This is a genomic window from Sphingomonas sp. SORGH_AS_0950, from assembly GCF_030818415.1.
Classification (GTDB): Bacteria; Pseudomonadota; Alphaproteobacteria; order Sphingomonadales; family Sphingomonadaceae; genus Sphingomonas.
This window is the reverse complement of sequence record NZ_JAUTAE010000001.1, coordinates 1,535,620-1,561,071: the sequence shown is the minus strand read 5'-3', so window position 1 is coordinate 1,561,071 and position 25,452 is coordinate 1,535,620. Positions and strand designations below refer to the sequence as shown.

18 protein-coding genes and 1 pseudogene are annotated in these 25,452 nt (G+C 69.1%); 13 read left to right on the top strand and 6 right to left on the bottom strand.

Annotated features, from left to right (window positions below; genetic code table 11):
* Positions 1-22: 22 nt before the first annotated feature.
* A complete protein-coding gene (gene astD, locus QE385_RS06665; protein ID WP_307100258.1) occupies positions 23-1,429 on the bottom strand; it encodes a succinylglutamate-semialdehyde dehydrogenase in 1,407 nt (468 codons plus the stop codon).
* Positions 1,430-1,439: 10 nt separating this feature from the next.
* Positions 1,440-2,817, bottom strand: a pseudogene (locus QE385_RS06660) (protein adenylyltransferase SelO family protein).
* A 37-nt stretch (positions 2,818-2,854) separates the two neighbouring features.
* Here QE385_RS06660 and QE385_RS06655 point away from each other — a divergent pair.
* The 4 genes from QE385_RS06655 to QE385_RS06640 all read left to right on the top strand — a co-directional run bounded on the left by QE385_RS06655 (position 2,855) and on the right by QE385_RS06640 (position 7,087).
* Positions 2,855-3,715: an alpha/beta fold hydrolase gene (locus QE385_RS06655; protein ID WP_307100256.1), complete on the top strand. Its 861-nt coding sequence runs from the start codon at positions 2,855-2,857 to the stop codon at positions 3,713-3,715.
* 237 nt (positions 3,716-3,952) lie between these two features.
* Complete coding sequence (locus QE385_RS06650; protein WP_307100254.1) at positions 3,953-5,089, top strand: glycosyltransferase; 1,137 nt, start codon at positions 3,953-3,955, stop codon at positions 5,087-5,089.
* A 100-nt stretch (positions 5,090-5,189) separates the two neighbouring features.
* A complete protein-coding gene (locus tag QE385_RS06645) occupies positions 5,190-6,593 on the top strand; it encodes a nitronate monooxygenase family protein (RefSeq protein ID WP_307100252.1) in 1,404 nt (467 codons plus the stop codon).
* An 8-nt stretch (positions 6,594-6,601) separates the two neighbouring features.
* Positions 6,602-7,087, top strand: coding sequence for a hypothetical protein (locus tag QE385_RS06640; protein ID WP_307100250.1), 486 nt, complete (start codon positions 6,602-6,604; stop codon positions 7,085-7,087).
* A 2-nt stretch (positions 7,088-7,089) separates the two neighbouring features.
* On the opposite strand, the gene QE385_RS06635 is transcribed toward QE385_RS06640, so the two are convergent.
* Entirely contained in the window at positions 7,090-7,281 is a 192-nt protein-coding gene (locus tag QE385_RS06635; RefSeq protein WP_307100247.1) for a hypothetical protein, read from the bottom strand.
* Positions 7,282-7,680: 399 nt separating this feature from the next.
* Positions 7,681-8,679 carry a D-glycerate dehydrogenase gene (locus QE385_RS06630; protein WP_307100244.1) on the bottom strand — a complete coding sequence of 333 codons (999 nt, stop codon included), beginning with the start codon at positions 8,677-8,679 and terminating at the stop codon, positions 7,681-7,683.
* A 142-nt stretch (positions 8,680-8,821) separates the two neighbouring features.
* On the opposite strand from QE385_RS06630, the gene QE385_RS06625 reads away from it, so the two are divergent.
* A complete protein-coding gene (locus QE385_RS06625; RefSeq protein ID WP_307100242.1) occupies positions 8,822-9,319 on the top strand; it encodes an SH3 domain-containing protein in 498 nt (165 codons plus the stop codon).
* A gap of 253 nt (positions 9,320-9,572) precedes the next feature.
* On the opposite strand, the gene QE385_RS06620 is transcribed toward QE385_RS06625, so the two are convergent.
* Positions 9,573-10,754: an acetyl-CoA C-acyltransferase gene (locus tag QE385_RS06620; RefSeq protein ID WP_307100239.1), complete on the bottom strand. Its 1,182-nt coding sequence runs from the start codon at positions 10,752-10,754 to the stop codon at positions 9,573-9,575.
* Between the two features lie 90 nt (positions 10,755-10,844).
* Between QE385_RS06620 and QE385_RS06615 the strand changes: the two genes are divergently transcribed.
* The 8 genes from QE385_RS06615 (at position 10,845) to QE385_RS06580 (ending at position 24,323) form a co-directional block, all read left to right on the top strand.
* Positions 10,845-11,606, top strand: a complete 762-nt coding sequence (locus tag QE385_RS06615; protein ID WP_307100237.1) for an A24 family peptidase — start codon at positions 10,845-10,847, stop codon at positions 11,604-11,606.
* Entirely contained in the window at positions 11,603-12,025 is a 423-nt protein-coding gene (locus QE385_RS06610; protein WP_307100235.1) for a hypothetical protein, read from the top strand. The genes QE385_RS06615 and QE385_RS06610 overlap by 4 nt, the downstream gene beginning before the upstream one ends.
* 108 nt (positions 12,026-12,133) lie before the next feature.
* Positions 12,134-14,371, top strand: a complete 2,238-nt coding sequence (locus QE385_RS06605; RefSeq protein WP_307100233.1) for an autotransporter assembly complex family protein — start codon at positions 12,134-12,136, stop codon at positions 14,369-14,371.
* Positions 14,371-18,603, top strand: coding sequence for a translocation/assembly module TamB domain-containing protein (locus tag QE385_RS06600; protein WP_307100230.1), 4,233 nt, complete (start codon positions 14,371-14,373; stop codon positions 18,601-18,603). Before QE385_RS06605 ends, QE385_RS06600 begins: the two co-directional genes overlap by 1 nt.
* Positions 18,604-18,674: 71 nt before the next feature.
* The gene (gene argE, locus QE385_RS06595) at positions 18,675-19,844 is read left to right on the top strand and encodes an acetylornithine deacetylase (RefSeq protein WP_307100228.1); all 1,170 of its coding nucleotides are present in this window, start codon (positions 18,675-18,677) and stop codon (positions 19,842-19,844) included.
* 319 nt (positions 19,845-20,163) lie between these two features.
* Complete coding sequence (locus QE385_RS06590; RefSeq protein WP_307100226.1) at positions 20,164-21,444, top strand: GGDEF domain-containing phosphodiesterase; 1,281 nt, start codon at positions 20,164-20,166, stop codon at positions 21,442-21,444.
* Positions 21,431-23,866, top strand: coding sequence for an ATP-binding protein (locus QE385_RS06585; protein WP_307100224.1), 2,436 nt, complete (start codon positions 21,431-21,433; stop codon positions 23,864-23,866). Before QE385_RS06590 ends, QE385_RS06585 begins: the two co-directional genes overlap by 14 nt.
* A gap of 67 nt (positions 23,867-23,933) precedes the next feature.
* Positions 23,934-24,323 (top strand): response regulator, encoded by a 390-nt coding sequence (locus QE385_RS06580; RefSeq protein WP_307100223.1) that lies wholly within the window; start codon positions 23,934-23,936, stop codon positions 24,321-24,323.
* Positions 24,324-24,579: 256 nt separating this feature from the next.
* On the opposite strand, the gene QE385_RS06575 is transcribed toward QE385_RS06580, so the two are convergent.
* A complete protein-coding gene (locus tag QE385_RS06575) occupies positions 24,580-25,425 on the bottom strand; it encodes a class I SAM-dependent methyltransferase (RefSeq protein WP_307100221.1) in 846 nt (281 codons plus the stop codon).
* Positions 25,426-25,452 lie beyond the last annotated feature (27 nt).

Genomic DNA, 25,452 nt, shown 5'->3' with positions numbered 1-25,452 from the left:
TGGTTCCGGGCCATTTTCCTGTTCAGCGAAGACCGACCGGGATCGCGGCGGCGATATGGTCGGTCTCGGCGCTGGCGACCGGATAGGCGCAATAGTCGGCGGCGTAATAGGCGCTGGGGCGGTGATTGCCCGACCAGCCGATACCCCCGAACGGCGCGCTCGACGCCGCGCCGTTGGTCGGGCGGTTCCAGTTGACGATCCCGGCGCGGATGCCGGTCCAGAATTGTTCGTACCGCTCGCGCGAGGGCGAAATCAGCGAGGCGGACAGGCCGTAGCGGGTGGCGTTGGCCTGTTCGATCGCCTGCCCGAATTCCCGCGCGCGTGAAACCTGCAGCACCGGGCCGAACAACTCGTCATCGGGCCGCTCCGTCCCATCGGTCACGTCGAGGATCGCGGGGCTCAGCAGCGGCAAGCCGGGGGTAAGACGCGCCAGCGGGCGGACGACCGCCGCGCCGCTCGCGATCAGCTCGTCGGCCCGTGCCAGCAGATGATCGGCCGCCGCATTGTCGATCACCGGCCCCATGAAGGGCGCCGGGTCATCCTGCGGCGCGCCGACGATCAGCCGGTCGGTCAGCCGGGTCAGCGCCGCCATCACCGGATCGTACAGCCGATCCTCGACGATCAGCCGCCGCCCCGCCGTGCAGCGCTGTCCGGCGGTGGTGAAGGCGGACTGGACGATCAGCGCGGCGGCGGCATCCGGGTCGGGATCGTCCCAGACGAGGATCGGGTTGTTGCCGCCCATCTCCAGCGCGAGGATCTTTTCCGGTCGTTCGGCGAACTGGCGGTTGAGCGCGATGCCGGTGCGCGCCGATCCGGTGAAGAGCAACCCGTCGATACTCTCATGCCCCGCCAGCGCCCGCCCCTGGTCGGGCCCGCCGACCAGCAGCCGCACGACCCCGTCCGGCACCCCCGCCGCATGATAGCATTCGATCAGGAACGCCCCCGTCGCGGGCGTCTTTTCGGAGGGTTTGAACACCACCGCATTCCCCGCGAGGAGCGCGGGCACGATATGGCCATTGGGCAGGTGCGCCGGGAAATTATACGGCCCCAGCACCGCCAGCACCCCGTGCGGCCGGTGGCGCAGCGCCATGCGCCCGCCGCCCGGCTGGTCGGTGAAGCGCTCGCCCGCACGCTCGGCCTGCGCGGTGATCGAGATAGCGACCTTGGCGACCACGGTGTCGACCTCGGTCGCCGCCTCCCAGAGCGGCTTGCCGGTCTCGCGCGCGATCAGCTCGGCAAAGGCTGCGGCGCGCTCCCGCACCAGCTCGGCGAAGCGGCGGAGCGTGGCGATCCGCTCCGCCAGCGGGGTGGCCGCCCAGCCCGGCCATCCGGCACGCGCGGCGGCGACCTCGCGCGTGGCATCCCCGATCGGCAATTGGGCGATCAGCGCGCCGGTGGCGGGCTCATGGGTCGACAGGAACTGGGTCATGGCGGCGAGGCTAGGCCGTGCCGGGACCCCCGGCAAGCGCCGCGCCCATCGCGCGAATCCGCTCCACCTTGTCATAGAGCGGCGTCCAGTCGTCCCGCTCGGCGATGGGCGCCCAGATCGCCTCGACCTCGTCGATCAGCATCGATTCGGGCGAGCCCTGCCAATAGGCGTGATCGCGGGCGCGTCGCGGCGCATAGGGCTCGATCAGGTCGCGGAGCGCGTCCCACGTCTCGTCATAATGATCGGGCACCGACCCGCCGAACAGATCGAAATAGGTACGGTCGATCGAGGCCTGGCTGGTGCGCAGCGCGCGCTCGAAGGTCTGGACCAGCGCGCGGTCCTCGGTGGCCTCGCGCGGGGTGACGCCCAGCCGCCAGAGGATCGCCGCGACGATCGCCGTCTGATAGGTGGTGGCGAAGCCGTCGAGCGCCGCGATCAGCGGCTCGCTTTCGGCGATCAGGCGCAGGCTGGAGGCGAGCTGCATCACGTCCCACTGGATCGCCTCGGGCTGACGGCCCAGCGCATAGAGGCCGCTCTGGTCGAAATAGGCGGCGGTGAATTCGGGGTCCCAGACCGGGGCGAACCGCCATGGGCCATAGTCGAAGCTCTCGCCCGTGATGTTGATATTGTCCGAATTGAGCACGCCATGGACGAATCCGGCGGCCATGTAGCGCGCCGCCAGGGTCGCGGTCCGCTCCGCCACCCGCGTCAGCAGCCGGACGGGATCGTCCGAATCCTCGCCATAGAGGTGATGCAGGGCATAGGCGACCAGCCGCTTCATCCCGGCCTCGTCGCGCTCGAAGGCGAGCCGCTGGAAACTGCCGATGCGGATATGGCCATGGCTCATCCGCACCATCACCGCCGAGCGGGTGGGGGAGGGTTCGTCGCCCCGGTGCAGCGCCTCGCCCGTCTCGATCAGCGACAGCGTGCGCGAGGTGGGGACGTTCAGCGCCTCCAGCATCTCGGTCGCCAGGATTTCGCGCACCCCGCCCTTCAGCGTCAGGCGCCCGTCGCCGAACCGGCTGTACGGCGTCTGCCCCGACCCCTTGGTGCCGAGTTCGAGCAGCCGGCCATCGGTCGCGGTCATCTGCGCGAAGGTGAAGCCGCGCCCGTCGCCCAGGTCGGAATTAATACTGGCGGAACTGGTGGCCGTGATAACGCAGCGCGGCCGGGCCGGGCAGCGTGTCGGGCAGCGGCTGGAACCGGCCGAGATGCGCGACCCATTCGTCGTCGGTCAGCGTGTCCAGCCCGATCTCCGCCGCCGCCCTGTCGTTGCGGAAGCGCGGGATGGTCTGCGGAAAGTCGGCGGGCGCGACCGGATCGGCGAGGATGTCGGCGATCTCGGTCAGGGCGCGGGCGGGGCGATAGGCTTGCGGGGAAACGGGCATGCCGCGATATGGAGGCGGCACCGGAGGACCTTCAAGCATGACGGCCTATGAGAATCGTTATTGGTGGTCGAAAGACGGGCTGCGGCTCCACGCACGGGACTATCCGGGGTCGGACGCGCTGCCCCCCGTCATCTGCCTGCCCGGCCTGACCCGCAACGCGCGCGATTTCGAAGGGCTGGCCAAGGCGCTGACGGGCCGCGCGCGGGTGATCGCGGTCAGTTTCCGGGGGCGGGGCGAGAGCGCCTATGCGAAGGACCCGATGAGCTATGTGCCGCTCACCTATGTCCAGGATGTCGAGGCGATGCTGAACGAACTGGGCATCGGCCGGTTCGTGGCGGTCGGCACCTCGCTGGGCGGGATCGTGACCATGGTGCTGGCGGCGACCGCGCGCGGGCGGCTGGCGGGCGCGGTGCTCAACGATATCGGGCCGGAGATCGAGGCGGCGGGGCTGGCGCGCATTCGCGGCTATGTCGGCCGGGGGCAGAGCTTCCCGACCTGGCTCCACGCCGCGCGCTGCGTCCAGGAAACCAATGAGGACATCTATCCCGGCTGGGGCGTCGAGGACTGGCTGGCCATGGCCAAGCGCACCCACCGCCTGACCAGTGCGGGGCGGATCGTCCTCGACTATGACCTGAAGATCGCCGAGCCGTTCCGCGTGCCCAATACCGAGGGCGGACCGGATATGTGGGCCGCGCTCGACGCGTTGAACGGCGTGCCGACGCTGGTCGTGCGCGGCGAGCGATCCGACATATTGGGCGCGGGCGTGGCGGAGCGCATGGCCGCGCGCCTGTCGCCGTCCGAGCTGGTGACGGTGCCGGGCGTCGGCCACACGCCGCTGCTGACCGAGCCGGAGGCGCTGGCGGGGATCGGCCGGTTGCTCGACCGGGTGGCGGGTTAGGGGGGGGGCGCCTTCAAAAACCCAGCAGCACCATCCCGGCGAAGGCCGGGATCCAGTTGGGTAAGCACTGCTGATCCGATCCCGTCGTGCCGCAACTGGACCCCGGCCTTCGCCGGGGTGGTGCATGGTCGGGGCAGGGACTGACGATCGCGACGACGCTTGGTTGTTCGGGAAAAGACGAGTGCTGGGCGGCGCGAGTGGTTTTCAACCTCGTCCTCGCCCGCTAATCCGGCGGGCATGGCCCGTCCGCTCCACATCCTCCATCTTCATTCCTCCTTCTCGCTGGGCGGCAAGGAGGCGCGGGCGGTCGCGCTGATGAATGCGTTCGGCGATGCCGCGAAGCACACCATCGTCTCGGGGCTGCCCGACGAACTCGGTGCGCGCGATGCGATCGCCAAGGGGATCCGCTACGAGATCGCGCAGGACGCGCCGCCGCTGACCGGCAAGCCCTCGGTCAAGCGTTACGAGGCGATCGCCGCCTATATGCGCCGCTTCGATCTGGTGCTGACCTATAATTGGGGGGCGATCGACGGGGTGATGGCGCGCCGCGTCTATGCCAAGGGCGCGCCGCCGCTGGTCCATCACGAGGACGGGTTCAACGCCGACGAGGCGCGCGGGCTGAAGCTGGAGCGCAACATCTATCGCCGCATCGCCCTGTCGGCGGCGGATGCGCTGGCGGTGCCCAGCCATGTGCTGGAGGGGATTGCGCGCACCACCTGGAAACAGCCCGCCGAGCGGGTGCATCGCATCCCCAACGGGATCAACACGGCGCTCTATGCCCGCGACCCCGACCCCAAGGCGATCCCCGGCTTTGTCCGCCAGCCCAAGGAGGTGGTCGTCGGCGCGCTGGCGGGCCTGCGCGTCGTCAAGAACCTGCCGATGCTGGTCCGCGCGATGGGCGGCATCGCCGGGCGCTTCCGGCTGGTGATCGTCGGCGAGGGGCCGGAGCGCGCGACCATCCAGCAGGCCGCCGCGGCGATGGGCATTGCCGACCGGCTGGTCATGCCGGGCTTTCTCGATCGGCCTTATCGCTTCATCCGGCATTTCGACATCGTCGCCTTGTCCTCGCTGTCCGAACAGGCGCCGATCTCGGTGCTGGAGGGGATGGCGGCGGGCCTGCCCATCGCCTCGCTGCCGGTCGGCGACGTGGCGTCGATGGTGTCGGAGGCCAATCAGCCCTTCATCACCGACCATCCCAACGAGGTGCGCCTGCGCGACGTGATCCAGGCGCTGATCCTCAATCCCGATCACCGCGCGGCGGCGGGCGCGGCCAACCAGGCGCGGGCGCGGGCCGAATTCGACGAAAGCCTGATGGTCGCGCGCTACAAGGCCCTGTACGAAAAGGTCCTGGGCCGACCGGGTGCGCTCGGCTGATCCGCCATGGAGCGTCGTACCGCGCCGTGTCGTTAATTCCCGCTCGCTAAGCGGTCCTAACACGCTATATGAGGCCCTTTCGGACAGACAAGGTAACGACGTGTTCAAAGGCTTGAGCCCCATCCTGTACAACGGCCGCGAGGTATGGCCGCTGATCGAAGGCGGGAAGGGCGTCGCCGCCACCAACCACGCCTCGGCGGGGGCCTGGGCTGCGGCTGGCGGCGTCGGCACCGTCTCGGCGGTGAATGCCGACAGCTATGATGCCGATGGCAAGATCATTCCCCAGATCTACCGCGCGCTGACTCGGCGCGAGCGGCATGAGGAACTGATCGAATATGCCATCGAGGGCGCGGTCCAGCAGGTGAAGCGCGCCTGGGACATTGCCGGCGGCAAGGGCGCGATCAACATCAACGTGCTCTGGGAAATGGGCGGCGCGCAGCGGGTGCTGGAAGGCGTGCTGGCGCGCACCAAGGGCTTGGTCGCGGGCGTGACCTGCGGCGCGGGCATGCCCTACAAGCTGTCCGAGATCGCGGCGCATCACCAGGTCAGCTATCTGCCGATCGTCTCCTCGGGCCGTGCCTTCCGCGCGCTGTGGAAGCGGGCCTATTCCAAGGCGTCGGAGTGGCTGGCGGCGGTGGTCTATGAGGATCCCTGGCTCGCCGGTGGCCATAACGGCCTGTCCAATGCCGAAGACCCGTTGCAGCCCCAGGACCCCTATCCGCGCGTGAAGGCGCTGCGCGATACGATGCGCGAGGGCGGGATTTCGGACGAGGTGCCGATCGTGATGGCGGGCGGCGTCTGGTACCTGCGCGACTGGAACGACTGGATCGACAATCCCGAGCTCGGCAAGATCGCCTTCCAGTTCGGCACGCGGCCCTTGCTGACCCAGGAAAGCCCGATCCCGGAGGAGTGGAAGCAGCGGCTGATGACGATCGAGCAGGGCGATGTCCTTCTCCATCGCTTCTCGCCGACCGGCTTTTATTCCAGCGCGGTGCGCAATCCCTTCCTGCGCAACCTGGAGGCCCGCTCGGACCGGCAGATCGCCTTCTCGACCCAGGAAGCGGGCGACCATGTCTTCCAGCTCGACGTGGGCGTGAAGGGCAAGAATTTCTGGGTGACCAAGGGCGACCTGCTGCGCGCGCGCGAGTGGTTCGGCAGCGGCTTCACCATGGCGCTGAAGACCCCCGACAATACGCTGGTCTTCGTGACGCCCGAGGAAGCCAAGGAAATCCGCAAGGATCAGGCCGACTGCATGGGCTGTCTGTCGCAGTGCCTGTTCTCCAGCTGGGCCGACAGCGAGACCAACTCGACCGGCCGCCTGGCCGATCCGCGCAGCTTCTGCATCCAGAAGACGCTGCAAGAGATCGCGCATGGCGGCGATGTCGAGCAGAACCTGATGTTCGCCGGGCATGCGGCCTATAATTTCAAGCGCGATCCCTTCTATTCCAACGGATTCGTGCCGACCGTGAAGCAGCTGGTCGACCGCATTCTGACCGGCGACTGATCGCCGTCATGACGCCGGAGCTTCGCGCGACATTGCAGGGTGTCGCGCGGGCGATGGCGGTGTTTCCCGAAGGCTGGTGGATCATCGGCAGCGCGGCGGTCCTGCTGCACGGGGTCGAAGCCGGGCGGGTGAACGATATCGATCTGCTGATCGATGTGTCGCTGGCCGAGGCGGTGCTGGAGCGGCTGGGCATCACGCCGCTGACCCTGCCGCCCGATCCGCTGTTTCGCTCGACCGTCTTTGCACAATCGAAGGCTTGGCCCGTTCCGGTCGAGGTGATGGCGGGATTTCAGGTCAAGGCCGGGGGGCGTTGGCGGCGGGTGGAGCCGCTTTCCCGGCATCGGGTCCCGGTTGACGATGCCATGCTGTTCATCCCCGACCGAGACGAACTTCTGTCGCTATTCCATCTCTTCGGGCGGTCCAAGGACGCCCCGCGCATCGCGGCGCTGGAGCGGGCGGGAGCCCGGCCGAGCCCGGCCTCTCCCGCCCGATAGGATCAGTCGGCGACGGTGCCGACCACCGCGCCCGCCGTGCCGCCAACGGCCGCGCCCTTTTCCACGCTACCCCCGGTCGCCGCCGCGACCCCTGCGCCCCCGGCACCGCCGATCGCGGCCCCCTTCAGCGTCGAACAGGCCGACATGGAGAAGGCGGTCGCGGCAAGGGTCAGGCCAATAGCCAGCTTTTTCATGGGGGTAGCTCCTGTTGTGATGACAGGAGGGGAATGCGGCGGCCCGATGACGGTTCCGCGCCGCAACATTTTGACATGGATGGCAAGAGGCTGGCGCCGCCGGTCCGAATGGGTACGGGTGAAGGGACATGACCCGCATCGGAGCAATCGATTCCGTGGGGGCTGCCGGAATCGAACAGATCGGCCCGATATTCCGTCATGCCTATCCTTCCCTCGCCCCTCGCAGAGGGGAGAGGGTTGCGCAGACTTGGTCTTTGCGTAGCAAAGGCTTAGTCGGAGCTGGGTGAGGGGTGAGCGCGCAGCGCGCGAGCCGAAGGCTCGCTCGACCCCTCACCCAAGCTGCGCTGGCAGGCTCCGCTATCCTCCCTGTCCAGGGAAGAGGGTGGATCAGCCCCAGGCCTACAGCCACCCCTCCAGCACCTGATCCGGCGGGCGGTGGCCGTCGGCCCAGCTGCGGATATTGGCGATGACCCGCTCGCCCGATGCCATGCGGCCCTCCAGCGTCGCCGAGCCCATATGCGGGGTCAGCACGACATTGGGCAATGCCAGCAGCCGTGGGTCGATCTCGGGCTCGTGCCGCCACACGTCCAGCCCCGCGCCCGCCAGCCGCCCGGCCTCCAGCGCGTCGACCAGCGCGTCCTCGTCGACGATGCCGCCCCGGCTGGCGTTGATGAGATAGACATGGCTGCGCATCAGGCCGATCCGGCGGCGGTCGATCAGGTCGTGGCTGTCGGCGTTGAGCGGCGTATGGATCGACACGATGTCGACCGCGCCCAGCATCGTGTCGAGGTCGCCATACCAGCTCGCGCCCAGCTCCGCCTCGATGCTGGCGGGCAGGCGGCGGCGGTTGTGATAGTGGATCGACAGGCCGAAGGCCCGCGCGCGTCGCGCGACCGCCTGTCCGATCCGGCCCATGCCGACGATGCCCAGCGCCTTGCCGCCGATCCGGTGGCCCAGCATCCCGCCGGGGCTCCAGCCCTTCCACGCGCCCGAGCGGACCAGCTTTTCCCCTTCGGGCAGGCGACGCGGCACCGACAGGATCAGCGCCATCGTCATGTCGGCCGTATCCTCGGTCAAGACCCCCGGCGTGTTGGTGACGATGATGCCGCGCGTGCGGGCAGCCTTCAGGTCGATATGGTTCACGCCCGCGCCGAAATTGGCGATCAGCTTCAATCGGGGCCCGGCGCGCGCGATCAGATCGGCATCGATCGCGTCGGTGACGGTCGGGACCAGCACGTCGCAATCCGCCACTGCCTCGGTCAGTTTCGCGCGGTCCCACTTCTCGTCGCTGCGGTTGAGGCGCGTGTCGAACAGCGCGGCCATCCGGTCCATGATCGGATCGGGCAGTTCGCGGGTGACGACCACCCTGGGGTTCAGGCAGCGGCGCGGATCGACCATGGCCAAGGGATTGGGCCAAGCCCGCCGGTCCGTCAACCGGCGATGCCATGCCAGCCGTCCCTCGCCACCCGTGCGAACAAGGTTGAAGCGCCCCCCCGCCTCGGCGTAGAGTCGGGGGCGGGGGCGAATTGAAGGAATTATGATGCGCAGGTCCATGTTCGGACTGGCTTTGATGGCGGTGTTCCTGTCCGCCGGACCGATCGCCCCGGCGATCGCCGCGCCCGAAAAGCGCGCCATGCCCTATTATGGCTCGATCGGCGCGTCGCTGGCGCGGATGCGGACCGGCCCGGCGCGCGCCTATCCCGCCAGCTGGACCTATCGCCGCCCCGATTTGCCGGTGAAGGTCGTCGCCGCGTTCAAGGAATGGCGCAAGGTGCAGGACCCCGACGGCACCGAGGGGTGGATGCTGGCGGTCCTGCTGCGCAACACCCGCACCGCGATCGTGCGCGGTACCGAACCGCTGCCGATGCGATCGGCCCCCAATGAGACCGCCAAGACGCTGTGGCGCGCCGCGCCGGGCGTGGTCGGGCGGATCAGCGAATGCAATGGCGGCTGGTGTCGGCTGGATGTGAAGGGGCAGGCGGGGTTCGTGCCGGTCGGGTCGATCTGGGGCGTCGAGCCGGGGGAGGTCGTTCCTTAGGGGCGGTCTCTGCGAGACACCTTGCCCTCCCCCATCCCCTCCCGCTTGCGGGAGGGGAGAGGCTTGGGGATGGCGCTGGACCCCGATCGCCGCGTGCCGTTTTCGGGACGCTGTGAAGGATTCGCTCGCTCGCTGCCAGGCACGCCCCTCCCGCAAGCGGGAGGGGATGGGGGAGGGCAGGCCGCGGGCGATGGTCTCGGTGAGACTCCTGCCCTTCTTCTCTTCCGCCCGCGACAGCGAGGCGAAAGCAGCCCTACATCAATTCCACCGCCATCGCGGTCGCCTCGCCACCACCGATGCACAATGACGCGACACCTCGCCGCGCACCCTGGGTTTCCAGCGCCGAGAGCAGCGTCGCCAGCACCCGCGCGCCGCTGGCGCCGATCGGATGGCCCAGCGCACAGGCGCCGCCATGGACGTTCAGCCGGTCGTGCGACAATCCCATGTCGTGCATCGCGATCATCGCGACGGCGGCAAAGGCCTCGTTGACCTCGTAGAGATCGGCATCGCCGGTCGACCAGCCCGCGCGTTCCAGCGCCTTGCGCATCGCAAAGACCGGCGCGGTGGTGAAGCGGGCGGGGGCATGGGCATGGGCGGCCTGCGCCACGACCCGCGCGATCGGGGTCAGGCCGAGCCGCTCCGCGACGCTCGCCCGCGTCATGACCAGCGCCGCCGCACCGTCCGAGATGGACGAGGCATTGGCCGCCGTGATCGTCCCGTCCTTGGAGAAAGCGGGCTTGAGCGTCGGGATCTTGGCGGCATCGCCCTTGGCGGGCTGTTCATCGCGCGCGACCTGTTCCTCGCCCTTGCGGGTCTTGACCGTGACCGGCACGATCTCGCGGTCGAACGCGCCCGAAGCCTGCGCCGCCTTGGCGCGTTCCAGCGAGGCGATGGCGAAATCATCCTGCGCCGCCCGCGTGAACTGATAATCCTGTGCGGCCTCCTCGGCGAAATGCCCCATCAGCCGCCCGCGCTCATAGGCGTCCTCCAGCCCGTCGAGGAACATATGGTCGTAGAGCGTGTCATGCCCGATCCGCGCGCCGCCGCGATGCTTGTGGCTGAGATAGGGGGCGTTCGTCATGCTCTCCATGCCGCCCGCGACGATCAGATCGGTCGAGCCCGCCGCCAGCGCCTCGGCCGCCATGATCGCGGCCTGCATCCCCGATCCGCACATCTTGTTGACCGTCGTCGCCTCGACCTGCTCGCCCAGTCCCGCGAAGATCGCCGCCTGCCGCGCGGGCGCCTGGCCGAGCCCGGCGGGAAGGACGCAGCCCATATGGATGCGCTCGATCGCCGAGGGATCGACGCCGGCACGCTCGACCGCGCCCTTGACGGCGGCGGCGCCCAGTTGCGTCGCGGACAGGCCCGACAGGCTGCCCTGGAACGACCCCATGGGGGTGCGGGCATAGGACAGGATGACGATGGGATCCGTCATGGCGGCATGCTCTCCGTGATCTGTGTTTTGCTGCGGCCTTACGCCTTTTGCCCGTGGCGTGCAAAGGGGCGGGCGGTTAGGGGCGGGCGTATGACGTTCGGGGCGGCATCGGGGCTTTGGGCCGGTATCTATGGGCTGGCGGGGGCGATCGCCGGGTCGTTCGTTGCGGCGCTGGTGCTGCGCTGGCTGGACGACCGGTCGGTGCTGCGCGGGCGATCGGCCTGTGACGGGTGCGGCGCGTCGCTGCGTCCTTGGGAACTGGTGCCGATCCTGAGCGCGCTGGCACTGCGCGGACGCTGCGCCCGGTGTGGGACGCGGATCGATCCGGTCCATTTCCGGATCGAATTGCTGGCCGCGCTGATCGGTGCGGCGGCGGGGTGGGTCGCCGGGCCGGATGGCTGGACCGGCGCGCTGTTCGGCTGGTCGCTGCTGGCGCTGGGCGCGCTGGACGCGATGGCGCTGTGGCTGCCCGATCGGTTGACCGCCTGGCTGGCGGGGGCGGGGCTGCTGACCGGGGCGTTGGGCTTTGCGCCGTCGCTGGGGGACCGGATCGTCGGCGGGCTGGCGGGGTTCGGGACGCTCTGGGCCATCGCCGCCTCGTATCGCCGCTGGCGGGGGCGTGAGGGGATGGGGGGCGGCGACCCCAAGCTGATGGGTGCGATCGGGCTGTGGCTGGGCTGGCGGATGCTGCCCGCCGTGCTGCTGGCGGCGTGCGTGATCGGGCTGGGCCATGTCGCGTTTCGCCGCCTGTCGGGCAAGCGGATCGCCGGGGACGATATGGTGCCGCTGGGGCTGTTGCTGGCCATCGCCGCTTACCCGAGCTGGCTGTTGATGATAGCATCGGCGCCATGATGTCGCCGCTCCTCGCCCTGGCGCTGATCCAAGCGCCGCCTGCCGCCCCGCCGGTGCTCGGCACCCTGCCGCGCCAGCAACTGCCCGAGCGCGGATGCGCCGCCTATCTGTGGACGGTGCAGGATCAGCGGCTGGTCGCCATGGCGGAGCCCGCCCGGCTGCGCATCCTGGTCGATGGGGCGATCCGCGACCTGCCCGCCGCCGAGGGAAGCGGGGCGGGTGCGCTGGGGTTCGCCGACAGCACCCGCTTTGCCGGGGGCGGATGGAGCGCCACCCTTTCGATGACCATCGCGCAGCGCGAAACGCTTCAGGACGGGGCGATCGTCTCCGACGCGACGCTGCGGATCGGGCGCGACGGACAGGATGAGATCGCGGTGCCGGTCGGCGGGCTGGTGGGATGTGCGCCCGCCGCGCGGTGAGAAGTGAACTGTAGGGGGAACTCCAACTGACCTTCCGGCGTTGACGGGATAGTGGGGGATCGATCCGAATGACGGAAGGCCCTGTCGGATAAAGGGGCTTTGAACGGCGTGGCGGGACGGATCGGCAGACATACCTGGCTTGCGTTCGCGCTGATCGCTCCACCGCTTTCCCTTCCCGCCCAGGCGCAATTGTCCAAGCCCGGCACCGCGCCCGCCCAGGGCCCCAGCCTGTCCGACGCACAGCGCCAGGGTGGCGACAATGCGACCGCCGGCGATCCGCAGGGCAATGCCCCGATCGTCCCCGATGCCGAGTTCAACGCCGCGCTGCCCCCCTTGAGCGGCGACATCAACGCACCGCTGGAATCCATGTCCTCGATGACCAAGGGCCAGCCCAAGGTCGAGGCGATCCCCGTGCCGCAGAGCGCGCCGCCGCTGCCTGCTGCGCAGACGGCGCAACCGCTGGCCACCGGCGACACCATCGGCCCGATCGCGCCCGAGGATCCGCAGCTGGCGCAACCGCTGACCCCGCTGACCGGCTTCGACTCCACCCCGCTCCAGACCGCCGCCGACATCAAGGGGACGCACTCCCCCGAAATCCGGTACGACATGGACGTGCGCGGGCTGGCCGAGCTGAAGCTGGAGGACGAGTTCCGGGGGCTGTCGGCGCTGCGCGAAGGCAAGGGCAAGGCGGCGAACGCGACCCAGGTCGCCGCCCGCGCGCGCGAGGACGAACAGCTGGCGATCCGGCTGATGAAGTCGCTCGGCTATTATGACGCGACCGCCGTCTCGACGCTGCAACGCGAAGCGGCGGGCGATGCCGAGGGAGAGGCGCAGGCGGGCCGGTTGAAGGTCGTGCTGACCGCGACGCCGGGGCGGCTCTATCGCCTGTCGTCGATCACGGTGAAGGCCGATCCCACGGTCCCGCCCGACCTGATCCGATCCAACCTGCCGCTCAAGGTCGGCGAGCCGATCGAGGCGGCCCGGATCCAGGGCGCGGAGGCCAATGTCAGCCTGGTCCTGCCGCAGCGCGGCTATCCCTTCGTCAAGGTCGGCGACCGCGACATATTGCTGGAGGATCAGGGGCCCGAGCCGGTGGGCGCCTATACGCTGCCGGTCGATACGGGGCCGCGATCCGCGTTCGGCAAGCTGACCACGGTCGGCGACCGGGTGTTCGATCTCGACCATCTGAACGTCTTCCCGCGCTTCGACGAAGGCCAGCTCTATGACTCGCGGCTGACCGACGATCTGCGCAACGCGCTGGTCGCGACGGGCCTGTTCAACGGTATCGCGGTGGAGCCCAAGCGGACCGGGCGGATGAACCCCGACGGGACCGAGCAGATCGACCTGCAGGTCACCCAGACCAAGGGGCCCGCGCGCACCCTGTCGGGCGAGGGCGGCTATTCGACCGGGCAGGGCGTCCGGTTGCAGGGCAGCTTCACCAACCGCAACGCCTTCAAGCCCGAGGGGGCGATCATCGCCTCGGTCATCGCGGGCACGCAGGAACAGGGGCTGAGCGGCACCTTCCGCCGTTCCAATGCCGGGCGGCGCGACCGGACCTTCCAGGTCATCGGCTCGGCCAGCCACCAGAATTACGACGCCTTCGACGCGTTCATCGGCACGGTGGCGTTCCGCTGGAGCCATGACTCGACGCCGATCTGGCAGAAGAAATTCACCTATGCCTATGGCGGCGAGCTGACCGGCACCAACGAAAGCGTCTATGACTTCGCCCGCGGCGAGCGGCGGCGCGCGACCTATGGCATCGCGGCCATCCCGGCGCAGGCGGTGTTCGACCAGTCCAACGACCTGCTCAACCCGACGCGCGGCTATCGCCTGAAACTGAACCTCAGCCCCGAAACCTCGGTGCGCGGCGCGGTGCGGCCCTATGTCCGGACGATGGTCGAGGGGACCTTCTACTATCCCTTCAACGACAGCCTGGTGCTGGCGGGACGGGCGCGGGCGGGCGCGATCTTCGGGATCGAGCGCGACGATCTGGCCCCGTCGCGGCGCTATTATGGCGGCGGCGGCGGCTCGGTGCGCGGCTATGGCTTCCAGCGGCTCGGGCCGTTCGATCCGCAGGGCAATCCGGTCGGCGGGCGCAGCCTGAACGAATTCTCGCTGGAGGCGCGCTACCGCTTCGGCAATTTCGGCATCGTGCCGTTCGTCGATGCGGGCAACAGCTATGAAAGCACCTTGCCGACGGGCAAGGACCTGCGCTTCGGCGCGGGCATAGGCGGGCGCTTCTACACCAATTTCGGGCCGTTGCGCGTCGATGTCGCGACCCCGCTGAACCCGCGTCCGGGCGACGGCAAGGTCGCGCTGTATATCTCGATCGGACAGGCCTTCTGATGGCGGACGAACAGACCATGGTGCCTGAGCCCGCGACCGAAACCGTCGTCGTGCGCCGCCCGCTCTGGCAGCGTGTGCTGAAATGGATCGGCTTCACGATCCTGGGCCTGATCCTGCTGGTCGGGGCGATCCTGCTGGGCATCAACACCGATCCCGGCCGCCGCTTCGTCGCGGACCAGCTGGGCGGCTATACCACCGCCTCGGGCCTGAACATCCGCGTCGGACGGATCGAGGGGTCGCTCTACGGCCGGATGAACCTGATCGACCTGCGGGTCAGCGATCCCAAGGGCGTGTTCTTGTCCAGCCCCAAGCTGGCGGTCGACTGGCGTCCGTTCGCCTATACGCGCAACCATGTCGATGTCCGCTCGCTGAGCGCCGATCTGGTCACGCTGGCGCGCAAGCCCGAGCTGAAGCCGACGCCCAGCGACCCCAATGCGCCGCTGCTCCCCGATCTCGACATCGATGTGAACCGCCTGACCATCAAGCGCTTCGTCCTGGGTGCGCCGGTGACCGGGCAGCGTCATATCCTGGCGATCGACGGCAAGGTGCATATCGCCGACCGCCGCGCGCAGGTGACGGCCAGCGCCGATGCGCTGCGCGGACCCGGCATCGCGGGCGGCGACCGGTTGCGGCTGGTGCTCGACGCGGTGCCCGATGCCGACCGGCTGGCGGTCGACGTCAAGCTGACCGCGCCGACCGGCGGCGTGGTCGCGTCGATGGCGGGGCTGAAGGCGCCGCTGACGCTGTCGGTCGACGGGCGTGGCGGCTGGAAGGCATGGCAGGGCCGCGCCATCGCGACGTTGGGCGGCGGCGAGCTGGCCAATCTGAACGCCACCGCGCGCGACGGGCATATCGAGGTGCGCGGTGTGACGCGGCCCGGCCTGTATCTGGAAGGGCCGGTCGAACGGCTGACCGCGCCCGCGCTCCAGGTCGCGATCGACACTACGCTGAACGAACGCCGCGCCGACACGCGGATGAAGCTGCGCTCCTCGGCGCTGCTGGTCGATGCGGGCGGTCTGATTGATCTGGCGAACAGCCAGTTCGGCAATTTTGCGGTCGACGCCAAGCTGCTGACGCCGGGAGCCATCGCACCCAACCTGACGGGGCGCGACGTGCTGGCGCGCGTGGTGCTGAACGGCGCGTTCGCGACGCCGACGGTGGATTACAAGGTCCGCGCGGCGGCGCTCGGTTTCGGCGAAACCTCGGTCCAGAACCTCTATGCCGAGGGGCTGGCCAAGGTGAATGCCGACCGCATCCTGGTGCCGGTCAAGGCGCGGGCGAAGCGGATCGCGGGGCTGAACGCGGCGGTCGGCGGGCTGACCAACAATGTCGCGATCGAGGGCGATTTCGCGATCGCCATGCCCAATATCCTGTCGGACAATCTGCGCATCCGCTCCGACAATATCGACGCGACGGCGGTCGTCGTCGCGAACCTGTCGACCGGGCGCTATACCGGCGCGCTGAAGGGCCGGGTGAACAATTACCGGGTCGAGAGCATCGGCATCATCAACCTGACCACCGACGCCAATCTGGTGGCGACGCCGGGCGGGTTCGGGATGAAGGGCCGCGTGGTCGCGCGCACCTCGCAGATCTTCAACGAGGGCGCGCGCAACTTCCTGGGCGGCAACGCCGTCGTCCGCGCCGATGTGGAGTATAGCCCGCAGGGGATCGTGACCTTCAGCCGCCTGAGGCTGGCCGCGCCGCAGTTCCGCGTGACGCGAGGCAGCGGTCGCTACAATCCCGCAAACGGCGCGCTGGCGGTGGAGGCGGATGCCTATTCCAACCAATATGGCCCGCTGACCGCGCGCGTGACGGGGTCGCAGACCAACCCGGTCATCGTGCTGCGCGCGGCCCGGCCGGGGGTCGGCGTGGGGCTGGCCAATCTCCAGGCGCGGATCGTCGGGCGGAACGGCGCCTATGCGGTCAACGCCAGCGGCGACACCAATTACGGCCCCTTCACCGCCAATGTGCTGGTCAGCACCGGGCGACAACTGGCGATCGACATTCGCAGCCTGGTCTTTGCCGGGATCAACGCCACCGGCCGCGTCGTCCAGACGGCGGCGGGACCGTTCGCGGGCGCGTTGCAGTTCGCGGGCCAGGGGATCAACGGCCGCGTCCAGCTGGCCGATCAGGGCGGCAACCAGCGCGCCGACATCGCCGCGCGCGCCTATAATGCCCGCGTGCCGGGCATGGTCGACTTCACCATCGGCCGCGCCATCGTCAATGCCAGCATCGTCATGCTGCCCAAGGCGCCGCAGATCGTCGCCGACGCGCAGCTGGCCGACACCCGTTATGGCGAGGTCGTCATCCAGTCGGCGCGCGCCAAGGTGAACTACACCGGCGGGCGCGGTACGGCGCAGGCGGTGCTGACCGGATCGTCGAGCATTCCGTTCAACGTCGCGCTCAATGCGCGGCTGGCGCCCAACGACTATCTGGTGGCGGCCAAGGGGCAGGCCAACGGCATCGGCTTCCGGACCACCAATCCGGCGCGCATCCGGCAGGAGCAGGGGGCTTGGCGTCTGGCGCCGACCCGGATCAATTTCGATCAGGGATCGGTGCTGATGGCGGGTTCCTATGGCAAGGGGCTGAACGTCCAGACGCGGCTGGACAAGCTCCAGCTTTCGATCCTCGACGCCTTCATCCCCAATCTGGGCATTTCGGGTCAGGCGAGCGGTGCGCTGGATTTCACCCAGGCGCAGGGCAGCAGCTTCCCCGCAGCCGAGGCCCGGCTGACCATCAACAACTTCCGGCGCACCGGCCTGTCGGCGGTGTCGGAGGCGGTGGACATCGTCTTTGCCGGACGGCTCGTGTCCGATGGCGGCGAGGCGCGCGCGCTGATCCGGCGCGGGCAGATGGTCGTCGGCCGGATGGTCGCGAACCTGCGTCCGCTGCCGCCGGGCAATGGCGGCTGGGTCAACCGGCTGATGCAGGCGCCGCTGTCCGGTGGCCTGCGCTATAACGGCCCGTCCTCGGTGCTGTTCTCCTTCGCGGCGCTGCCCAACCAGCAGTTGAGCGGACCGATCGCGATCGCCGCCGATTTCGGCGGGCGGGTGTCGGCGCCGCAGCTCAACGGCCTGATCCGCGCCGACAACCTGACCTATGACAATGAGGCGTACGGCACGCGGCTGAACAACATGCAGCTGGCGGGACGCTTCAACAACGACCGTCTGGAGATCACCCGGATGCAGGCCAAGGCGGGTGAGGGCAGCATCCAGGCGCAGGGCACGATCGGGCTGGCGGCGGACAGCGGCTATCCCATCGACATCCGCGCGAGGCTCAACAATGCGCGGCTGGCCGACAGCGATGCGCTGGCCGCGACGACCAGCGGCACGATCCGGCTGACCCATGGCCGCGACGGCGGACTGATCCAGGGCGACCTGACCGTGCCCAATGCGCGCTATCAGATCATCCGCCAGGGCCAGGCCGAGGTGCCCGAGCTGACCGGCGTGCGCCGTCGCAGCGAGATCCGCACCCCGCGTCCGACCGACCGGCCCGCGCCCACCCCGCCGCCGGGGCTGTTCCGCCTCGACCTGCGGGTCCATGCCGACAACCAGCTGTTCGTCTCGGGCATGGGGCTGGAATCGGAATGGGAGATGGACCTGCGCATCGGCGGCACCAGCGCGGCGCCGACGATCAATGGCGGGCTCGATCTGGTGCGCGGCACGTACAGCTTTGCCGGCAAGCGGTTCGAGGTGAATCGCGGCACGATCCGCTTCCGCGGCGGCGCGCTGACCGATCCGGACATCAATATCCAGGCGACGACGACCACCGACGGCATCACCGCGGTCATCAACGTCACCGGCACCGGCCAGCGTCCGCAGATCAGCTTCACCTCGACGCCGACCCTGCCGCAGGACGAGGTGCTCAGCCGGTTGCTGTTCGGCACCCACCCCGAGAATCTGTCCGCGACCGAGGCGATCCAGCTGGCCGCCGCGCTCAACTCGCTGCGCGGATCGGGCGGCGGTGGGCTCAATCCGCTGGGCAAGTTGCGCTCGGCGGTCGGCTTCGACCGGCTGCGCGTGCTGGGCGCCGACGAGGCGACCGGCCGGGGGACCAGCCTGGCGGCGGGCAAATATCTGACCGACAATATCTATGTGGAGATCGTCACCGATGCGCGCGGCTTCACCGCCACCCAGTTGCAGATCGCGCTGACCCGCACGCTCAGCCTGTTGACCCAAACCGGCTCGTTCGGCGGATCGGCGGCCAGCCTGCGCTATTCGCGCGATTTCTGATGGATTGCGAAACCCCGCCGGGACCGCCCGGCGGGGTTTCATCGAAGTGAAACATCCGGCAGGATGGGGCCATGACCCCGGACCGCCTTGCCGCCGATGCGACCGCCATCCTTGCCGATCTGATCGCGATCGACACCACCTCGCGCGAGTCCAATCTGGACCTGATCGCCTATGTCGAGCGGCATCTGGCGGGGTTCGGGGCGACCGGGCGGCGGGTCTTCAACGACGAGGGGACCAAGGCCAATCTCTATGCCAGCATCGGCCCGGCGGAGCCCGGCGGCGTCGTCCTGTCGGGGCATAGCGATGTGGTGCCGGTCGACGGCCAGCCCTGGACCAGCGACCCGTGGCGGCTGACCCGGCGCGGCGACCGGCTGTTCGGGCGTGGCACCTGCGACATGAAGGGGTTTCTGGCGCTGTCGCTGGCGATCGCGCCGCATGTCGCCGGGGGGCGGATGGTCCGCCCGCTGCACCTGGCGATTTCCTATGACGAGGAGGTCGGCTGCCTCGGCGCGCCGTCGATGATCGCCGAGATCGCGCGCGAGCTTCCTTCGCCGGCGGCGGTGGTGGTGGGCGAGCCGACCGACATGGTGGTGGTCAGCGGTCACAAGGGCATCGCGACCTGGACCGTGACCGTCACCGGGCATGAGGCGCATTCCAGCCTGATCCATCTGGGCGCGTCGGCCAACATGGTCGCGGTGCGCCTGATGCAGGAGCTGGCCGATCTGGCCGACCGGCTGGCGGGCGAGGGCGATCCGCACGGCCCCTTTTGTCCGCACCATGCCACGTTGACCATCGGACAGATGGCGGGCGGCACGGCGGTCAACATCCTGGCGCGAGAATGCCGGTTCGCCTTCGATCTCCGCACGCTGCCGGGGCAGGAGCCGGAGGCGTTGCTCGCGCCCTTCTTCGCGGCCTGCGCCGACGCCGATGCCGCGCTTCGTGCCCGTTTTCCCGAGGCCGGGGTGCGTGTCGAGCGGCGCTCGCGCACGCCGTCCTTCGCGCCCGAGGCGGACGGAGCGGCCGAACGGCTGGCGCGGCGATGGGCGGGGGACAATGGTCCGGCCCGTGCGGTGCCCTATGCCGCGGAGGCGGGGCAGTTTCAGGGGGCGGGATTTTCGACCGTGATCTGCGGACCGGGCTCGATCGCGCAGGCGCATCAGCCGGACGAATATATCGAGGTCGCGCAGATGGAGCGCGGGGCCGCCTTCATGCTGCGGCTGGCGGACGATCTGCTCGGCTAGACCGGCCGATATGCGCCCTGAAGCGAGCGGATGCCGCGCATCCAACCCGCTTCAGGGGCGGATATGATTACCAGGGGCGAATCTGTTCGCCGTAGATCAGCGCGAGAATGAAGTTCAGCATGGGTACCTCCCTAAGAGCGCCCCTTTTGTTGGCGCGGCGCCATGGTTAATACGCTGTTAACCATGGCGCAATGGCGTTGCGACGAATTGCCAAGCGATTGAGATCCCCACGCAAAGGCGGTTAACACCTTGTTTAAGGATCGCCCCTAGACCCAGGGGCGTGAGTAAAGGATTGTCCCGAACCCCACCCGGTGACGCTATGTGCCTCACCCCCGACGGCCATCCGGCGGACGATCGCGATTCGCCCTGGCAGTTCCTGGTCCTGATCGGCCTGAGCAACTTCAACGCGCTGCGCCGTCGCCTGGGGCGCGCGGGAAGCGCCACGCTGATCGAGGCGATCGCGGACCGGATCGCCCGGTGCATTCCCGATGCCGTCGCCCGCCCGTCCGGCCCCTCGCAGGTCGAGGTCATGCTGCACGCCCCCGCTCGCGTCGGGTTGGATGCCTATCTTGCGACCTTGAGCGAGGTGCTGGTCCACCCCTTTGCGCTGGGCGACGCGTCCTGCCGCATCAAGCCCATGCTGGGCGTCGCGGCCGCACGGATGCCGCATGACGATGATATCCGCCTGCTGGAAGAGGCCGAACAGGCGCTCGCCGAATCGCAAGTCGAGGGGCGGACCGTCATCCGCGACATGGCGACGCGGACCGACCGGCTCGACCGGCTCACGCTGGCGCAGGAGCTGAGCGAGGCGATCGAGCAGGATGCGCTGTTCATCGAATATCAGCCCAAGGTCCATGTCCGCCAGCAACGCGTGTCGAGCCTGGAGGCGCTGCTGCGCTGGCGTCACGGCACGCACGGCCTGATCTCGCCGGTCGAGTTCATTCCGGTGGCCGAGGAGTCGCGGATCATCGCGCCGCTGACCCTGTGGGTTCTGCGCCGGGTCATCGCCGACCAGCGGCGTCTGGCGACGCTGGGCCATGCGCAGCGCATCTTCATCAACATCTCGGGCATGTTGCTGGGCGACCAGGATTTCGTGCGCGAAGCCTGTGCGATCGTCATCGACAGCGGCGCCAGCATCGGGTTCGAGATCACCGAAACCTCGGTCATCCGCGATCCCGACAGCGCGATCGCCAATCTCCGCGCGTTCGCCGCCATGGGCATCGCGGTCGCGATCGACGATTATGGCGCTGGCCTGTCCTCGCTATCCTATCTCAAGCAGCTGCCGGCCTGCGAGCTGAAGATCGACAAGCTGTTCATCACCCAGCTGACCAGTTCGCACCGCGATCCGCTGATCGTCCGCTCGACCATCGACCTGGCGCATGCGCTGGAGATGGAAGTGGTCGCCGAAGGGGTGGAGACGCCCGCGACGCTCGCGCTGCTCAGCGTGATGGGATGCGACATGGTGCAAGGTTATCTGATGAGCCGCCCGATCGCGCTCGACGCGCTGATCCCGTTCCTCGACGCCCAGGCGCATCAGGCGACGGTGGCGCCGTCGCCGCCCATGCCCTTTGCCCGGCTCGCTACCCGTGCGCGTGCTTAGGGTCCTGCTGGTCGCCGCGGCCCTTCTGGTGGCGGTGGTAGAGGCGAAGGGGCAGGGGGCGGCGGTCACGCCATGGCCGCCGGGCTTCGCCCATGCGATCGACGCGGCCAGGGCCGAGATGCTGCGCGACCCGGCCCAGGCCATGGACCAGGCCGAGCGCGCGCGGGACCAGGCGCAGGCCATGGCGCAGGGCGATCGCCGCCTGGTCGCGCTGGCGACGGCGGACTGGCTGCGCGGCGAGAGCATGATCCGGCTGGGGCGCGGGCAGGACGCCTATCCGATCATTGCGCGCGCGCTGACGACCGCGCGGCGGCTGGCGCCGCGATCCGATCTGTTCGGCAATCTCCTTTTGTCCAGGGGTGGGCTGGACCGCGACCGGGGCGATATCGCCGACGCGCTCAAGGCCTATCAGGTCGCGCACCGGGTCTTCCAATATCTGGACGACACGCGCGGACAGGCCCGCGCGCTCGTCCAGATTGCGGGCCTGTACAGCGACGGCAAGGACCTGACCTCGGCGCTGCGCTATCTGGAGCAGGCGCGGACCGCCTATCGCGGCGACGATGCGCTACGGCTGGCGATCCTCAACAACCGCGCGCTGACGCTGGTCGAGCTGACGCGGTTCGACGATGCGCTGGCGCAGCTGCGCGAAGCGCGTCGTCTGGCCGAGGCGATGCACAGCCCAGGCCTCCAGGCGCTGATCTGGCGCAACATCGCCCGCGCCCGGCTGGAGGCGGGGCGGATCGCCGAGGGGCAGGCGGCGCTCGCCAGCGCGACCAGGGCGGATCCGCAGGCCGGCGAGGAGGATCGTCGCGCGCTGGACAGCATCGCGGCGCAGGCGGCGTTCCAGCGCGGCGATCTGGCGGGGGCGACGCGGCTGATCGATCGGAGCTTTGCGGGTGTCGATCCGAGCGGGACGCCGATGACGCAGCGCGACGCGCATCAGAGCGCCTATCGCATCTATGCCGCCGCCGGGCGGACCGCCGATGCGCTGCGCCATCTCCAGGCGCTCAAACGCATCGATGACGAGGCGACGCGGCTGGCGACCTCGACCAGCTTGGCGCTGATGGGCGCGCGGTTCGACTTCGCCAATCAGGAACTGCGGATCGCGCGGATGAAGGCCGCCGACCTGCAACGCAACATCGCCTTCGAGCGGGAGCAGTTGCGGACCGAGCGGCTGATCCTGATCGGGTCAGTCGCCGGGATCGTCGTCGTGCTCGCGCTGCTCGGCATCTGGCTGGTCACGCTGGGGCGCAGCCGCAACCGTATCCGCGCGGCGCATGGTGACCTGGCGATCACCAACGACCGGCTGGAAAAGGCGCTGGCGGTCAAGACCGAGTTCCTGGCGACCACCAGCCATGAGATCCGCACGCCGCTGAACGGCATATTGGGGATGACGCAGGTCATGCTGGCCGACCGGGCGCTGGCGCGCGACCAGCGCGAGCGGGTCGAGGTGATGCATGGCGCCGGGCTGACCATGCGCGCGCTGGTCGACGACCTGCTGGACGTCGCCAAGATCGAACATGGCGGCCTGACGCTGGAAAAGGCGCCGTTCGATCTGGTCGCGACGATCCGCGACGCCTCGCGACTATGGGAGGATCAGGCGGCGGCCAAGGGGCTGGGCTTCGCGCTCGATTTGGCGGACTGTCCGCACAGGGTGGAGGGGGATTCGGCGCGGATTCGCCAGATCGTCTTCAACCTTTTGTCCAACGCGCTGAAGTTCACCCCCTCCGGCCGCGTCGACCTGACGGCGCGGCGCAGCGGCCAGGGTGTCGAGGTCCAGGTCCGCGATACCGGCATCGGCATCGCCGCGGACACGCTGGAGGATATATTCGAGGCGTTTCGCCAGGCCGATGCCAGCACGACGCGCCAGTTCGGCGGCACCGGGCTGGGGCTTGCCATCTGTCGGCGGCTGGCGCGCGCGATGGGTGGCGACGTGACCGTCGAGAGCGAGCCGGGGCGCGGCACCCGCTTCACCCTGACCCTGCCGCTGACCGAGCTGGCGGCGGTGCCGCAGGAGGAGGGCGAACGCCCGCATCTGCTGCTCGTCGACCGCAACCCCATTCGCCGCGCCATGTTGGCCAAGCTGTCCGCGTCGCAGGCCGCCATCGTCTTTGCCGCCGACGTCGCGGAGGCGGTGGTCCGGCTGGGCGAGGGGGGCATCACCCATGTCCTGATCGACGACAGCGCGATCGACAGGGACGGTGTGGCCGCCGCGATCGCCGCGATCCGGGGCGCTGCTCCGGCGAACCTCCCGCTTCATCTCTTGTGGCCGAAAACGGAGTCGTTGGCAGGGAACGATTTTACCGAACGTGACTTGATCAGGGTTATCGCCAAACCGATCTCCGGGGGAGAGGTGATGCGCATGTTGTTCGGCACCTCATCGCAAACCGCTCCGTCGCCTCTTGTAACGCAAGCGGCATGATCGTTAGGGCGGACCCCATGACCTTGAGCATCAACGCATTCGGGCTCGACGTGGCAAAAGGACGCGGATGAACGTTCTTTTCATCGAGGATGACCGCATGAACCGCCGGGTCGTGCGCGACATGCTGGACGTCGCGGGCGCTACCATGGCCGAGGCCGAGAGCGCGGAAATCGGCCTGGAGATGATCGACCGCGACACCTATCACATGATCCTGATTGATCTGCGGATGCCCGGCATGGACGGCATCACCGCGATCCGCCACATCCGCGCGCGCGGCGACGACAAGGCGGAACTGCCGATCATCGTCGTCACCGCCGACAGCGGCGTCGACCTGCGCGAACGTTGCATGACGGCGGGCGCGGACGATGTGATCGTCAAGCCCGTCGCGATGGACCAATTGTTCGAGGCGATCGGCCGCATCCTGGCGGGGGATCGCGGCGGGGCCATGATTTCCTAACGCCGATCGACATTCATCGCTGCCTTTCCTTCCCTCGCCCCTCGCAGAGGGGAGAGGGTTGCGCAGACTTGGTCTTTGCGAAAGCAAAGGCCTAGTCGAAGCTGGGTGAGGGGTGGGCGCTCGCTTGGCGAGCGCGCGAGCCCTTGGGCTCGCTCAACCCCTCACCCAAGCTGCGCTAGCCAGCAGGCTGGCAAGCTTCGCTAACCCTCTCCCCTGTCCAGGGGAGAGGGGAAGAAAAATGTCGATCCGACCTGGCTTATTCGGCCGGGGGCTTGGCCTTCAGCGCATCGGCCAGCGATGCGGTCGCGCTGCCCCGCTTGGCGGGTACGGGCTGCGACGGATCGGGGGCCCAGCCGGTCAGGAAGATCAGGCTGAACTGCTCGCTGGTTCGGCCGTCCTCGTCGGCCATGTCGGCAAAGGCGGCGGCGGCAGAGGCCAGGGCGGTCCGCCCGATCGGCCGCCGCTCGGCCAGCAGGTTGCTTGCCGCCATGCCGCGCAGATCGCCCAGCAGCCGCCCGAAATCGCGGTAGCGCACCTCCAGCGTCTCGATATCCGCGACCGGCAAGGTGAACCCGGCGCGCATCAGCAGATCGCCCGCCGAGCGGACATCGACCTGCGGGTGGAGCCGCGCCACCGGCCGCTCCGCCTCCGCCACGCGCAGCGCCGCGCGAAGCCGGGGCAGCGAGCCGCCGCCGACAAACGCCCCCAGGAACAGCCCGTCGGGGCGCAGCACCCGCCGGATCAGCGTCAGCACGCCGGGCAGATCGTCGATCTGGTCGAGCACGCCCGCGCTGACCACCAGGTCGAAGCTGCGATCGGCGAAGGGCAGCCGATCCTCGTCCGCCTGCACGCCCCCCGCCGCGCGGGCAAAGGCGAAACCGGGGTCCAGCCGCGCCACATGCGCGCCCGGCGGAACGGGAAAGCCCCCGTCGAAACAGCCCAGGTCCAGAACGTCGCGGAACGGCCGCGTCACCGCATCCAGCCGCTCCGCCAGCCCGTCGAGCATCGCGGCGCGCAGAAAGTCGTGCGCGGCATAATCGGGCTGGGCGCGGTCGCGGCGGTGGCGGCGGGCGCTACGGTCGAAGATGGTGGTGGGGGTCACGGTCGCGCTTGTGCGCGCTCAACCGAT